General features: G+C 70.7%; 14 protein-coding genes. 10 read left to right on the forward strand and 4 right to left on the reverse strand.

Annotated features, from left to right (window positions below; genetic code table 11):
* Positions 1 to 39: 39 nt before the first annotated feature.
* The 6 genes from ACGFWE_RS19975 to ACGFWE_RS20000 all read left to right on the forward strand — a co-directional run bounded on the left by ACGFWE_RS19975 (position 40) and on the right by ACGFWE_RS20000 (position 4,609).
* Positions 40 to 1,314 carry a family 2 encapsulin nanocompartment cargo protein polyprenyl transferase gene (locus ACGFWE_RS19975; RefSeq protein WP_393600598.1) on the forward strand — a complete coding sequence of 425 codons (1,275 nt, stop codon included), beginning with the start codon at positions 40 to 42 and terminating at the stop codon, positions 1,312 to 1,314.
* A gap of 134 nt (positions 1,315 to 1,448) precedes the next feature.
* The gene (locus ACGFWE_RS19980; RefSeq protein ID WP_393600599.1) at positions 1,449 to 2,054 is read left to right on the forward strand and encodes a GNAT family N-acetyltransferase; all 606 of its coding nucleotides are present in this window, start codon (positions 1,449 to 1,451) and stop codon (positions 2,052 to 2,054) included.
* 306 nt (positions 2,055 to 2,360) lie between these two features.
* A complete protein-coding gene (locus ACGFWE_RS19985) occupies positions 2,361 to 2,558 on the forward strand; it encodes a hypothetical protein (RefSeq protein WP_352390220.1) in 198 nt (65 codons plus the stop codon).
* Between the two features lie 93 nt (positions 2,559 to 2,651).
* Positions 2,652 to 3,065 carry a YciI family protein gene (locus ACGFWE_RS19990; RefSeq protein ID WP_352390219.1) on the forward strand — a complete coding sequence of 138 codons (414 nt, stop codon included), beginning with the start codon at positions 2,652 to 2,654 and terminating at the stop codon, positions 3,063 to 3,065.
* Between the two features lie 5 nt (positions 3,066 to 3,070).
* On the forward strand, positions 3,071 to 4,276 hold the full coding sequence (locus tag ACGFWE_RS19995) for an RNA polymerase sigma factor (protein WP_393600600.1): 1,206 nt from the start codon (positions 3,071 to 3,073) through the stop codon (positions 4,274 to 4,276).
* A gap of 9 nt (positions 4,277 to 4,285) precedes the next feature.
* Positions 4,286 to 4,609 (forward strand): DUF952 domain-containing protein, encoded by a 324-nt coding sequence (locus ACGFWE_RS20000; protein WP_352390217.1) that lies wholly within the window; start codon positions 4,286 to 4,288, stop codon positions 4,607 to 4,609.
* Between the two features lie 216 nt (positions 4,610 to 4,825).
* On the opposite strand, the gene ACGFWE_RS20005 is transcribed toward ACGFWE_RS20000, so the two are convergent.
* The 3 genes from ACGFWE_RS20005 to ACGFWE_RS20015 are packed head-to-tail and all read right to left on the reverse strand — an operon-like array spanning position 4,826 to position 6,418.
* The gene (locus tag ACGFWE_RS20005) at positions 4,826 to 5,575 is read right to left on the reverse strand and encodes a VOC family protein (protein WP_352390215.1); all 750 of its coding nucleotides are present in this window, start codon (positions 5,573 to 5,575) and stop codon (positions 4,826 to 4,828) included.
* Between the two features lie 15 nt (positions 5,576 to 5,590).
* Entirely contained in the window at positions 5,591 to 6,013 is a 423-nt protein-coding gene (locus ACGFWE_RS20010; RefSeq protein ID WP_352390214.1) for a VOC family protein, read from the reverse strand.
* 9 nt (positions 6,014 to 6,022) lie between these two features.
* The gene (locus tag ACGFWE_RS20015; protein WP_352390213.1) at positions 6,023 to 6,418 is read right to left on the reverse strand and encodes a helix-turn-helix transcriptional regulator; all 396 of its coding nucleotides are present in this window, start codon (positions 6,416 to 6,418) and stop codon (positions 6,023 to 6,025) included.
* 137 nt (positions 6,419 to 6,555) lie between these two features.
* Between ACGFWE_RS20015 and ACGFWE_RS20020 the strand changes: the two genes are divergently transcribed.
* The 4 genes from ACGFWE_RS20020 to ACGFWE_RS20035 all read left to right on the forward strand — a co-directional run bounded on the left by ACGFWE_RS20020 (position 6,556) and on the right by ACGFWE_RS20035 (position 11,053).
* Positions 6,556 to 8,301, forward strand: a complete 1,746-nt coding sequence (locus ACGFWE_RS20020) for a histidinol-phosphate transaminase (RefSeq protein WP_352390212.1) — start codon at positions 6,556 to 6,558, stop codon at positions 8,299 to 8,301.
* On the forward strand, positions 8,298 to 9,101 hold the full coding sequence (locus tag ACGFWE_RS20025) for a phosphatidate cytidylyltransferase (protein ID WP_352390211.1): 804 nt from the start codon (positions 8,298 to 8,300) through the stop codon (positions 9,099 to 9,101). The genes ACGFWE_RS20020 and ACGFWE_RS20025 overlap by 4 nt, the downstream gene beginning before the upstream one ends.
* 330 nt (positions 9,102 to 9,431) lie before the next feature.
* Entirely contained in the window at positions 9,432 to 9,977 is a 546-nt protein-coding gene (locus ACGFWE_RS20030) for an RNA polymerase sigma factor (protein WP_393600601.1), read from the forward strand.
* Between the two features lie 29 nt (positions 9,978 to 10,006).
* Positions 10,007 to 11,053 (forward strand): hypothetical protein, encoded by a 1,047-nt coding sequence (locus tag ACGFWE_RS20035; protein ID WP_393600602.1) that lies wholly within the window; start codon positions 10,007 to 10,009, stop codon positions 11,051 to 11,053.
* 163 nt (positions 11,054 to 11,216) lie between these two features.
* On the opposite strand, the gene ACGFWE_RS20040 is transcribed toward ACGFWE_RS20035, so the two are convergent.
* The gene (locus tag ACGFWE_RS20040; protein ID WP_393600603.1) at positions 11,217 to 11,585 is read right to left on the reverse strand and encodes a hypothetical protein; all 369 of its coding nucleotides are present in this window, start codon (positions 11,583 to 11,585) and stop codon (positions 11,217 to 11,219) included.
* Positions 11,586 to 11,995: the final 410 nt, after the last annotated feature.

An 11,995-nucleotide genomic window follows, 5' to 3' on the forward strand; every position in this document is an offset into this window, starting at 1 on the left:
GGAAGCACCACCGTCCGCGGCCTGACCGAGGGGGGTTCCATGGCCGAGTTCACGACGGGTACACAGGCGGTGGCGACAGAGGGGGCGGAGGGGCGGGCGCCGGGCAGTGGCGCGATGGAGGCTCGGGCTGCTGGGGGGACGGGGACACGGGCCGTTGGGGGAGTGGAGGTGCGGCCGTCGGCCACCGGGGGGACGGAGGCGCCCGCCACCGGGTGGACCGGGGTGGGAGCACCGGCCGGGGAGACCCGCCCGCTGCCCAGCCCCGGCGACCCACCCAAGCCGCATCCGCACGACGGGCACGAGGCCGGGGTGATTCTGGAGCGGGCCCGGGCGTCGGTCGACCCCGCGTTGCGGTCCGCGCTGGAGTCGTTGCCCGGTTCCCTGCGCAGGGTCGGGCTCTACCACTTCGGCTGGGAGCACGCCGACGGCACTCCCGCGGCGGGCAACGCGGGCAAGGCGATACGGCCCGCACTCGTGCTCACGGCGGCCGCCGCTCTCGGCGGGGACCGGGCGCGGGCGGCGGCCGTCCGGGCGGCCGTGGCGGTGGAGCTGATCCACAACTTCACGCTGCTGCACGACGACGTGATGGACCGCGACACCACCCGCCGGCACCGCCCCACCGCGTGGACCGTGTTCGGCGACGCCGCCGCGATCCTGGCCGGGGACGCCCTCCAGGCGCTGGCGCTGCGGCTGCTGGCCGAGGACCCGCACCCCGCGGCGGGAGCGGCCGCGGCCCGGCTCGCGGACTGTGTCGTCGAGCTGTGCGAGGGCCAGTACGAGGACACCGCCATGCAGGAGCTCGGTCCCGGCGAGGTCACCCTCGACCAGGTGCTCGTGATGGCGGAGGCCAAGACGGGCGCGCTGCTGGGGTGTGCCTGTGCGCTCGGCGCGCTGTACGCGGGCGCGTCCGCCGAGGACGTCGGGGCGATGGACGCGTTCGGCCGGGAGGCGGGGCTCGCCTTCCAGCTCATCGACGACGTGATCGGCATATGGGGCGACCCGAGCCGCACCGGCAAACCGGCCGGCGCGGACCTCGCCGCCCGCAAGAAATCCCTCCCGGTGGTGGCCGCGCTCACCTCGGGCACGGCCGCGGCCGCCGAACTGGCCGAGCTGTACGCGGCGCCGTACGCCCGTCCGGACCTGGCGCGTACGGCCCTCGCGGTCGAGGCGGCGGGCGGTCGTGACTGGGCGCAGGCGCAGGCGGCCGACCGGATGGCCCGGGCGATGGGGCAGCTGGCCCGTGCGGTGCCCGATCCGGAGGCGGCGGGAGGACTGCTCTCCCTCGCGGAGTTCGTGACCCGGCGCAGCGCCTGAGGACTCCGGGGCGCCCGGCACCGCGGTCCTGAGGGTCCCGCACATCCCCACGGTGTGCGGGGCCCGTTAGGCATGCTCACCGGATAGTCTCAACACCCTTGTGACCAACGGTGGTTGAGTTGAAGGGGTGGGCCATGGGCGTGGCGATACGGACGGCCGACGGAAGCGATCGTGAGCGGGTGACGTGGCTGTTGGACTCGGCTTTCCAGGACGATCCGGTCAGTGGGTGGATCTTTCCGGAGGAGCAGTACCGCCGTGCGACGCATCCCCGGTTGATGGCCGCGTTCGTGGACATCGTGATGGCCGAGGGGCGGGTGGATGTCACGGAGGACGGGAGCGCGTGCGCGTTGTGGCTGCCCGTCCCGGCGGACGGGGGTGACGAGCATGATGGCGAGGACGAGTTCGCCGCGCTGCGGGAGGCTCTCGACCCGGACAACGAGCGCATCGAGCTGATCGGGCGGCTCACGGCCGAGGTGCATCCGGCCGGGCGGGCCCATGAGTACCTGTGGATGATCGGCGTGGCTCCCGGGCGGCAGGGGGAGGGGCTCGGGACCGCGCTCATCGGGTCGGTTCTGGAGCGGTGCGACCGGGAGGGGGTGCCGGCCTACCTGGAGGCGAGCAGTGCGCGGAGCCGCGGGCTGTACGAGCGGCTCGGGTTCGAGCTGGTGGAGCGGCCGCTCGAACTGCCTGACGGACCCCGGATGTGGCCGATGTGGCGCGAACCGCGCGCTTCGCGGTAGGGCCGGGTGGGGGGCCTGGTCGCGCCCACGCGGCGGTAGCCGCAGCGCCCCGGACGGCGTCAGGTACTCCAACGGCAGGCCCGCCTGGCGGTGGAACCGGATGCCCTCCCCCAGGCACGCTCGGACCGAATAGCCCAGCGGTCGTGGGTCGCGCGGGCCATCAGGTCAGTTCGGCGAGATTGTCCGGGTCGGGGGCCGGCCGGATGTGGAGCCGTCAGCCCGCGTGCCCCCTCACAGGCGAGCACCGGAAGACGCAGAGGCCGACAGCGGCAGGCGCCGGCGCCCCCCTCGTCCTACCCTGAAGGCATGGGCAGCGACGAACGCGTCTGTCCCGTTTGCGGACAGCCGGTCGAGACAGTCGTACGGCGTCACAAGACGCTCGGTGCGTGGGTCCCCGTGTGGACGGGCGGCCCGTGCCACAACCCCGAGTGCGAGGCGAGCGCCGACCGGGCCGCCGAGTCCGACGAGGACCGCGGCGGCGCACCCGCGGAAAAAAGTTCCTGAACCCGTGTCGAGAATCCGTCCCCGGCTACGACGTCCCCGGTGAGAGCCGCCCCACCGGGTGGCCGGACCGACCGAAGCCGAAGGAGCGGAATCATGAAGTACCTGGTCATGGTGCAGGGAACACAGGCCGACTACGAGGCCATGCGCGGCAAGGGCTCCGAGCACTCCCCGGTCTGGAGCGAGCAGGAGATCCAGACGATGTACGCCTTCATGAGCGCCATCAACGACGACCTCTCCGAGACCGGCGAGATGCTCGACGCACAGGGCCTCGCCGAGCCCGCGAAGATCCGGCACGTCAGCCGGGACGCGGACGGCAAGGCCGTGATCACCGACGGGCCCTACAGCGAGACCAAGGAACTGCTGTGCGGCTACTGGGTCCTGGAGTGCGAGAGCCTGGAGCGTGTCACGGAGATCGCCGAGCGCATCGCCCAGTGCCCCCAGCCCGCCGGCGCCCCCGAGTACCCGGTGGTGATCCGGCCCATCCTGGATGGCGCCGGGGACATCTGAGGACCGTGCGGCCGACGAGCGAGACCGAGGACCTGCTGCGCCTGCACGCGCCGCAGGTCCTCGGCGCGCTGGTCAGGCGGTACGGCCATTTCGACGCCGCCGAGGACGCCGTACAGGAGGCACTGCTCGCCGCGGCCCGGCAGTGGCCGGCGTCGGGGGTGCCCGGCAATCCGCGCGGGTGGCTCATCAAGGTGGCCTCGCGGCGGCTGACCGACACCCTGCGGGCGGAGGAGGCGCGGCGGGCCCGGGAGGAGCGGGTGGCAGTGCTCAGCGTGCGCGACACGGCCGTCACCGACCGGGCGCCGCGCGCGGACGACACCCTGTCCCTGCTGTTCCTGTGCTGCCATCCGCAGCTCACCGCGTCCGCGCAGATCGCGCTCACCCTGCGCGCGGTCGGCGGTCTGACCACGGCGGAGATCGCCCGGGCGTATCTCGTCCCCGAGGCGACCATGGCCCAGCGGATCAGCCGGGCCAAGCAGAAGGTGCGGGGCGTCGGCTTCGGGCGGCCCGACCACTGGGAGGAACGGCTGCCCGCCGTCCTGCACACCCTCTACCTGATCTTCAACGAGGGCCATACGGCGACCTCCGGACCGGCCCTGCAGCGGCGCGACCTCGCCGGCGAGGCGATCCGCCTGACCCGCACGGCCCACCGGCTCCTCCCCGAGGACTGCGAGATCGCCGGCCTGCTCGCCCTGATGCTCCTCACCGACGCCCGCCGCGAGGCCCGCACCGGCCCGGACGGCGACCTGGTCCCCCTCGACGAGCAGGACCGCACCCGCTGGGACAAGGCCGCGATCGAGGAGGGCGTCGCGTTGGTCACCCGTGCGCTGGCCCGCCGCCGTGCCGGGCCCTACCAGATCCGCGCGGCCATCGCCGCCGTACACGACGAGGCGCCCTCGTCGGAGGCGACCGACTGGCGGGAGATCCTCGGGCTCTACGACGTACTCGTACGGTTCGTTCCGGGGCCCGTGGAGCGGCTGAACCGGGCGGTCGCGGTCGCGATGGTGCGCGGCCCGGAGGCGGGGCTAGCGGAACTCGGAGGCCTCGACGACGAGTTGGGACACCGGCTGGACGCGGTGCGCGCGCATCTGCTGGAGCGGGCCGGTTCGCACGAGGCGGCGCGTGCCGCGTACGAGTCGGCGGCGGCGAAGACCCTGAGCCTGCCCGAGCAGCGCTACTTGCAGGGGCGGGCGGCCCGGCTGAGGCCTTAACGTGACGGCATGTCCACAGCGAACCCCATCGTGCACCTGACCGAACGCTCCCTCTGGGAGGAGGCCCGAGTCCGGGGCACGTACGAGATCTCCACGCGTGGTCGCACCCTCCAGGAGGAGGGCTTCATCCACTGCTCGACGCGCGAGCAGCTTCCGGCCACGGCCGCGCGGTTCTTCGCCGATGTGCCGGACCTTGTGCTCCTTGTCATCGACCCCGCCCGGCTGGACGTGCCCCTGAAGTACGAGGCCCCCGAGCCCGGCGCCGAGGAGTTCCCGCACGTCTACGGGCCGATCCCGGTGGACGCGGTCGTCGACGTGGAGCCGTGGGGGTGAGCGGACGCCGTCGCCCATGGCGCTGGGCCCTGCTGGTGTGGGCGGTTCTCGTGGTCGTCGCGGGCGGGCTCACACTCTGGCTGCGGGACTCGACGGAGCCGACGGGGCCGTACGTATGGCAGGAAGCGAGTCCCACCCCCTCGCTTCCGCAAGGGTGGGAGAGGGCGTGCTCCCGCTCCACGCCCGACGCGCAGGGCCGGACCCTCTGCTTCTTCCTCAGGACCCGCTAGGCAGCCCGCCGGTCTCCGGGTCCCGGCCCGTCAGGCAGTAGGTGCCGCCTGCCGGGTCCCTCATCACCGTCCAGTGCCTGCCCTGGGCGACGAACTCGGCGCCCCGGCGCTCGTGTTCCGCCCGCGTCGCCCCGATGTCCGCGCAGGCCAGGTCCAGATGGGCGGAGGCGGGGCGCTCCTCGTCGAGTCGCTGGAGGAGGATGCGGACCGGGAGGCCGGCCGGCGGCTTGAGCACATGGAACTCGGGGAGCGAGCCGGACACCGACTCCCAGTCGGGCAACAGGGCGGTCCAGAAGGCGACTTCGGCGTTGTGGAGGGAGGGTGGGGTGTCCAGGCAGACCTGGTCGAGACGGGTGCCGTGGACCACCGGCGGGCGGACGGAATCGCTGTTCCCCCAAGGCCCGACGCAGAACAACTGCCCGGCGGGCGAGCGCAGCACCGCCCAGTGCGCATGCTCGGTGACGAGCCCTGCCCCGAGGCGGAGCGCCGACTCGACGAAGCCCGGCACGTTCTCCACGGCGAAGTCCAGGTGTGAGCCACCCTCGCCCGAGACCACCCCCTGCACCTTCACACAGGCCTCGGCGTCCTTGGGCAGCAGGGTCACGAACTCCCGCTGTTCACCCCTGAATTCGGACAACCGGGTGTTCGTGACCGCTGCCCAGAACTCGCAAGCCGGGCCGAACAGCTCAAACGGCCGGTCAATGAAGGCGTGGGTCCACAAGACGGGTTGGCTCATGCCGGCGATCGTAGGTCAGCGCGCCTGCATGAACCGCAGCATGTTCCCCGCCGGATCCCTGAACGCACAGTCCCGCACCCCGTACGGCATGTCCGTCGGTTCCTGGATCACCTCCGCGCCCGACTCCCGTACCCGGGCGAACAACGCGTCACAGTCGGTGGTGGTGAAGTTGACGCCTCGCAGCAACCCCTTGGCCAGCAGCCGTGCCATCGCCTCCTTGTCCGCGGGTGACGCGTCCGGATCCGCGGCGGGCGGCTCCAGGACGATGTCCACGTCCGGCTGGAGCGGCGAGCCGACCGTCACCCAGCGCATGCCCTCGTACCCGACGTCGCCCCGCACCTCCATGCCGAGGACGTCCCGGTAGAACGCGATCGCCTTGTCGTGGTCGTCGACGGCGATGAAGCAGTTCTTGAGTTTGATGTCCCTTTTGATGTCCATGGATTCACGTTAGGCCCGCCGGGGCCGGGTGTGCCTGCGGACCACGCACGGCGGGATCCCGGCGATCTCCTCGTGGGAGCGGGCGCGATAGGCGCTCGGCGTCTCGCCCACCAGCTCCGTGAAGCGCGAGCTGAAGGAGCCGAGGGAGGTACACCCCACGGCCATGCAGACCTCGGTGACGGACAGATCGCCCCGCCGCAGCAGCGCCTTCGCCCGCTCGATGCGCCGGGTCATGAGATAGCCGTACGGCGTCTCACCGAACTCCGCGCGGAAGCTGCGCTGAAAGTGGCCCGGTGACATCAGCGCGGTGCGGGCGAGCGCGGTCACATCGAGCGGCTCGGTGTACTCACGGTCCATCCGGTCCCGCGCCTGCCGCAGCCGCACCAGATCCTCGATGCCCACCATCACGCCAGCATCGCATGGAGCACAGCGGGAGGTACCGCGCCTGAGTACCCGTACTCAGGCCGGGGGCGGCGCTCGGCTCTGGCGGGGGCGGCGCGGGTTTTCGATGATGCGAGCCAGCCGCGTCGAAAGAGGTGCCCATGGTTCGCGACCTGCAACTGCGCTCAGCCACGTCGGAGGATCTCGACTGGATCCACGAGCTGCGCCACCGGGTGTACGCCGAGGAGTTGGGCCAGCACCCGCCGGATCCGGCGGGGCGGCTGAGCGACGGTCTCGACGGCGACAACGTCTACCTCGTCGCGGCGCGCGGAACGACCCGCATCGGCTTCGTCAGCGTGACCCCTCCCTGGCTGGGCCGGTTCGGACTGGACAAGTACCTGACCCGCGAGGAACTGCCCACGCCGACCGGCCACGACGTGTTCGAGGTGCGCATCCTCACCGTCGAGCCGCGCTGGCGCACCACCTCGGCGGCGCCCCTGCTGATGTACGCGGCGCTGCGCTGGATCGCCTCCCGCGGCGGTCGCCGGGTGCTCGCGATGGGGCGTACCGAGGTGCTCGACATGTACCGGGCCGTCGGCCTGCGCCCGGTCGGCCGTACGGTCCGCAGCGGGGCGGTGACGTTCGAGGTGCTGACCGGCGGTGTGCCCGAGCTGACGAGGCGGGCGCAGGAGCGGTACGGCAGCGCGCTGGAGCGGCTGCGGTCCGTGGTGGACTGGCGGCTGGACATGCCGTTCGCTCCCCGGCCGGACGGCTGCGAGCACGGCGGTGCCTCGTTCACCGCCATCGGCACGGACTTCCGCACCCTGCACCGGCGTCACGACATCGTCATGGCCGATGTGCTGGACGCCTGGTTCCCGCCGGCCCCCGGAGTGCGGGCGGCCCTCGCGGACGACCCGGACTGGATCGCCCGTACCTCGCCGCCGTCCGGCGCCGAAGGCCTGTCGGCGGAGATCGCCGCGGCCCGTCGACTGCCGCCGGACGCGCTGGCGGTGGGCGCCGGTTCGTCCGACCTGATCTTCCGGGCGTTCGGCCGCCGGCTGACCCCGGAGAGCCGGGTGCTGCTGACCGACCCCTGCTACGGCGAGTACGCGCATGTCACGGAGCGGGTGATCGGATGCCGGGTGGACCGGTTCCCGCTGCGCCGTGAGGAGGGCTGGCGGATCGATCCGGACCGGCTGTCCGCGGCCGTCCACTCCGGCCGCTACGACCTCGTGGTGGTCGTGAACCCGAACAACCCGACCGGGCGGCACGCGCCGGCGTCCGCGCTGCGCGCGCTGATCGAGGCCGCGCCGGACCGTACGCACTGGTGGATCGACGAGGCGTACCTGGGCTACGTCGGCCTGGACGAGTCACTCGCCGGCCTCGCCGCGACGGACCCGCGGGTGACCGTCTGCACCTCGCTGTCGAAGATGTACGCGCTGTCCGGCGTGCGGGCCGCGTACGCGGTGGCCGAACCGGCCACGGCGGCGGAACTGCGCCGCTGGACCCCGCCCTGGCCGGTCGGTCTCCCGGCCCAGCTGGCCGCCGTGGCGGCGCTGCGCGACCCGGAGTACTACCGCGACCGCTGGCTCGCCACGCACGCCCTGCGCCGGGGACTGGCCGCGGATCTGGCCGGGGCGGCGCCGGACGTGACGGTCGAGGAGTCGGTGGCGAACTTCCTCTCGGTCACCCTGCCGCCCGGCGGGCCGAGTGCCGCGCAACTGGTGGACGAGTGCCGCCGTCACGGCGTGTACCTGCGCGACCTGTCGCCGTTGTCGCCGTGCTACGAGGGGCGCACCGTGCGCATCGCGGTCCGCGACACCGCCGAGAACGCGCGCATCGTGGCCGCGTGCCGGGCCGCTCTGGACGTGCTGCGGCCGGCTCTCGCCACGAGCTCCGGCCGATGACCACCGTCGCCTCGCTGGCGCCCTGCCTCGGTGGGGCGCTGGCCCTGGGAGGTGTCGCGGTGGCCGCGTCCCGGCGCCGCGAGCTGATGGTCAGGTGGTGCGCCTGGGCGGTCGGAGTGCCGCTGGTCACCGGGGCCTTCTGGTGGGGCGAGCCGGGTGTCGCGGCCGTCGCCGTCGTGGCCGGGGTGATCGCGGTGCTGGAGTTCGGCGGGCTGATGCAGCTGGGCCGGGTGGACCGTGCGGTGCTGGCCGCGGCGGTGGCGGGCGTGGTGCTGACCGTCTGGCTGGCGCCCGGAGAGGTGCTGCGGGCGCTGGCGGCCGGGGCGCTGGCGGTGGCCGCGGTGCCGTTGGTGAGCGGCGACGCCGACCATGGTCTGCGCCGGCTCTCCGCCGGGCTGCTCGGGCTGGCCTGGCTGAGCGTGCTCGCCGCGCTGGTGCCGCTCGGGGCGAGCGGGCTGGCGTTGTTCGTGGCGGTCTCGGTCGCCGACATCACGGCGTACTTCGCCGGGCGACGGCTGGGCGGGCCGCGCTTGTCGCCGCTGTCACCGGCCAAGCGGTGGAGCGGGACCCTGGCCGGGGCCGCCGCCGGGCTCGGCGTGCTCGCCGCGCTGTCCGCGCTGAGCGGGCCCACGGCGGTCGCGGTGGTGATCGGCGGACCCGCCGGTGACCTGCTGGAGTCCATGATCAAGAGAGGTGCGCGGGTCAAGGACGCCGGTCACTGGCTGCCCGGCTCCGGCGGCCTGCTGGACCGCATCGACTCCCTGCTCGTCGCCTTGGCCGTGCTGCTCGTCCTGAGCTGACGTGCCGTATCGCAGAAGGGCTCGACCGGTATCAGCCGGCCGAGCCCTTCCACACGTTCGCAGACCCGGGAGTCAGGCCTTCTTGGTCTCCTAGTAATGGGCCAGGTCGGTGACCTGCGGGGATCTTTCCTGTGCCGCGCTGACCTGGCCTTTTGGTGATTGGTGGCGATGGGGTGCGACGGTCTTGATTGGGTGTCTTGCGGACTGTGTGCGGACTGGGCGGCGCAGTCGGATCGAGTGCCCGATCAGGCAGTTAGCTGCATGCTTGTAACTCTCGTGCGGGAGCGGACACAAACAAGGTGAAGCCATCGCGTAGGGGGAGGGGCGGGCGTGAGCAGACCGATGGAGGACCCGCGAGGGTTCGAAGAGGTCTATCGGCGTACGTATCTGCCCGTGCTGCGGTTCCTGCGCAGGCGCCTGCCCCCTGCCGCGGCCGAGGATGCCGCAGCAGAGGTCTTTGTGGCGGCCTGGCGCCATCTGCGCGAGGTTCGTGGCAAGGAGTTGCCGTGGCTCTACGGCATCGCTCGTCGCGTTGCGGCCAACGCGTTACGGGCCAGGGACCGTGCCGACAGGCTGGATGACCGTGTACGCGCGGACTACGAGGACGGGGCTGAACCCGCGGCTGAGGAAGCAGTCATGCGGAGGCTGGGGGCGCAAGGGGCGTTGGACCGGCTCCCGGCGCAGGACCAGGAGGTGCTGCTCCTTGTGGCCTGGGACGGACTGAGCGCGCACGACGCGGCCAAGGTTCTCGGCTGTAGCAGCGGAGCCTTCAAGGTCCGCCTGCATCGAGCCCGTCGAATGCTGGAAGCGGCGGTGGCCGAGGACCGGGCTCAACTACCCGAGGTGGGACTGGCAGCGGACGGGAGGACACGGTGAGGGGAGATCTCAGGAAGGTGCGGGAGCTGATGCCTCCTGACCCGGAGGCCGAGTTCGCGAGGGAGGAGGCTCTCCCAGAACGTGCCGAGCGGGAGTTGGCAACGCTGCTGACGGTGGAGGATCCGAAACCTCAGGTACGCCCAGGTGTGCCTCGTCGGCGTGTTCTGCTGGCGGGCGGCGTGGTGGCCACGGTGACTGCGGTGACCGCGTCCGGTGAGTTGGGCCGGTTGCTGGGTGCGCAGGGTGGGGAAGCAGAGACCATGACGACGCCACCGGTTCTGGCGCTGCGGAGGATCGCCGGGAAGTCGCCGCACGAGGTGCTGACCGAGCTCGCTGAAAAGGTGGGCAGGCTCGCTCCCGAGACCGCGCACGGCCCGTACCTGTACATCAAGAGCTGGGGATGGGCGCTGAACTCAGCCGGTGATGTACCTGGCGGAGTCGCCAACGCGGCTGTGCCGACGGTGACGGAGCAGTGGATCAGGACATCGGACGGTGCCGGCCGTGAGCGTCGAAAGTACGGCAAGCCCTATTTCCCCAACCCGGACCAGGAACGGGACGCCCGCGAGGCGGGCCTGATCGAAGGCAAGGGCGTACAGGACAAGACCTATGGCGCAGGGCACTTCACGCAGGACTACGGATGGAACAGGCTGATTCCCTTCTCGACCGACCCCGATCGGCTTCTCAGGCAGATGAAGGAGGTCAACTGGGAGGGCGGGCGGCTGATCTGGGGCGTCTCCGCCATGCTGGCAGCAGCCCAACGGGCTTCGGACGGCAACGTCGAGCCGGAGCTGCGCGCGGCAGCGCTCCGAGTCCTCGCAAAACGTACTGACGTGACGGTGGCCACAACAACCACGTGGCAAGGGCGGAATGCGCTCGCCGTCACGCAGGAAGGCAGGCGCAAAAAGGCTACCTTCAGGGATTCGCTGCTCATCGATACGGCGAACGGTTACCCGATCGGTGGTGAGGAAGCGCTGCTCGGTGATTCGCTGGCACTGAAAATCGCGGTTCCTGGAACGGTTTCGGTGAGTGAGGTTTTGTCGCGGGGCACGGTGAAGGACGCCAAGAGCAGGGTGTGACGTGAAGCCGTGTGCCCGCAGCGGGCATGAAACCTTCGCTGTGGGCACACCAATTCAGCGCTTCAGGTAACCGTCAGGGGCCAGGATTCGACGAATCGGGCCTTGTTATCGTGCGGCAACTGGCTCATTGCATTAGCCGTTGTAAAGTATAACGCGCTAGCCGCTATGTCAGAGAAGGGGTCGCTGACCCGTTGGCTGAATCCCCCGCCTCATCAATGAATACTGGAACTCCGTGAACATGCCGCATGGGATGAGAATTTCTCTCGCGGGTTGCAAATTTCTCCAAGAGTTCATACCCCACGCACAGCACAACTTCATTCCCTCGATATGATTCAAGGTTAATGACAGCAGCCTCTAGAGAGCCAATCTCGGTGACGAGAAAAGGAATGTTACAGGCCCCTTTGATCGACGCCAAACCAACTCGCGCATAGAGCGAAGGCACCAGTAGGTGTCCGCTGGCATTGTCGATCACAGCCCCATCCGCGTCACTCAATTCGGAAATGCGGTCATGAGCATGCTCGAAAATCCCCACGAGGGTTACTATTTCTTGAACGGTAACCGCAATTACGTCTGAGGCGGCTGACGCCGGGGGATCGGGCCTGCCGCTACGGCGTGGACGCATTTATGCGCTCCTGGAAAGTCTGCAGCAAGGAAAGGGCTGCGTCTTGTACGTCTAACTCCCTCGCGGCAGAGCTAGGTTACCCAGGAGTCAGGTGGCAATCGAGAGTCTAGCGCAAGCGCTTTCTCGATCGCCTGTCACACAGTGTCAACGATGTGATATTCATCACCGCTACATGCTGAGGCGTCACCGCTAGCGCCATCAGTCCGTGCCGCGCAGTCGAAGACAGCGGCCATGCTCTTACTAATGACAGCAGGCCAGCTTCGCGAGGAAGCCGGCCTGCTGCGGTTCTTCAGCTATGCGCGCCGTCTCTTGCGAGTTCT

It is taken from the genome of Streptomyces sp. NPDC048523 (assembly GCF_043199815.1).
Taxonomy (GTDB): domain Bacteria; phylum Actinomycetota; class Actinomycetes; order Streptomycetales; family Streptomycetaceae; genus Streptomyces.

Excerpts from the sequence above, each read along its gene's own strand:
- ACGFWE_RS20035 (WP_393600602.1), top strand. The coding sequence starts at position 10,007 with ATGCCTCCTGACCCGGAGGCCGAGTTCGCGAGGGAGGAGGCTCTCCCA.
- ACGFWE_RS20020 (WP_352390212.1), top strand. The coding sequence starts at position 6,556 with ATGGTTCGCGACCTGCAACTGCGCTCAGCCACGTCGGAGGATCTCGAC.
- ACGFWE_RS20015 (WP_352390213.1), bottom strand. The coding sequence starts at position 6,418 with ATGGTGGGCATCGAGGATCTGGTGCGGCTGCGGCAGGCGCGGGACCGG.
- ACGFWE_RS19975 (WP_393600598.1), top strand. The coding sequence starts at position 40 with ATGGCCGAGTTCACGACGGGTACACAGGCGGTGGCGACAGAGGGGGCG.
- ACGFWE_RS19980 (WP_393600599.1), top strand. The coding sequence starts at position 1,449 with ATGGGCGTGGCGATACGGACGGCCGACGGAAGCGATCGTGAGCGGGTG.
- ACGFWE_RS20025 (WP_352390211.1), top strand. The coding sequence starts at position 8,298 with ATGACCACCGTCGCCTCGCTGGCGCCCTGCCTCGGTGGGGCGCTGGCC.
- ACGFWE_RS20000 (WP_352390217.1), top strand. The coding sequence starts at position 4,286 with ATGTCCACAGCGAACCCCATCGTGCACCTGACCGAACGCTCCCTCTGG.
- ACGFWE_RS19985 (WP_352390220.1), top strand. The coding sequence starts at position 2,361 with ATGGGCAGCGACGAACGCGTCTGTCCCGTTTGCGGACAGCCGGTCGAG.
- ACGFWE_RS19990 (WP_352390219.1), top strand. The coding sequence starts at position 2,652 with ATGAAGTACCTGGTCATGGTGCAGGGAACACAGGCCGACTACGAGGCC.
- ACGFWE_RS20005 (WP_352390215.1), bottom strand. The coding sequence starts at position 5,575 with ATGAGCCAACCCGTCTTGTGGACCCACGCCTTCATTGACCGGCCGTTT.
- ACGFWE_RS20010 (WP_352390214.1), bottom strand. The coding sequence starts at position 6,013 with ATGGACATCAAAAGGGACATCAAACTCAAGAACTGCTTCATCGCCGTC.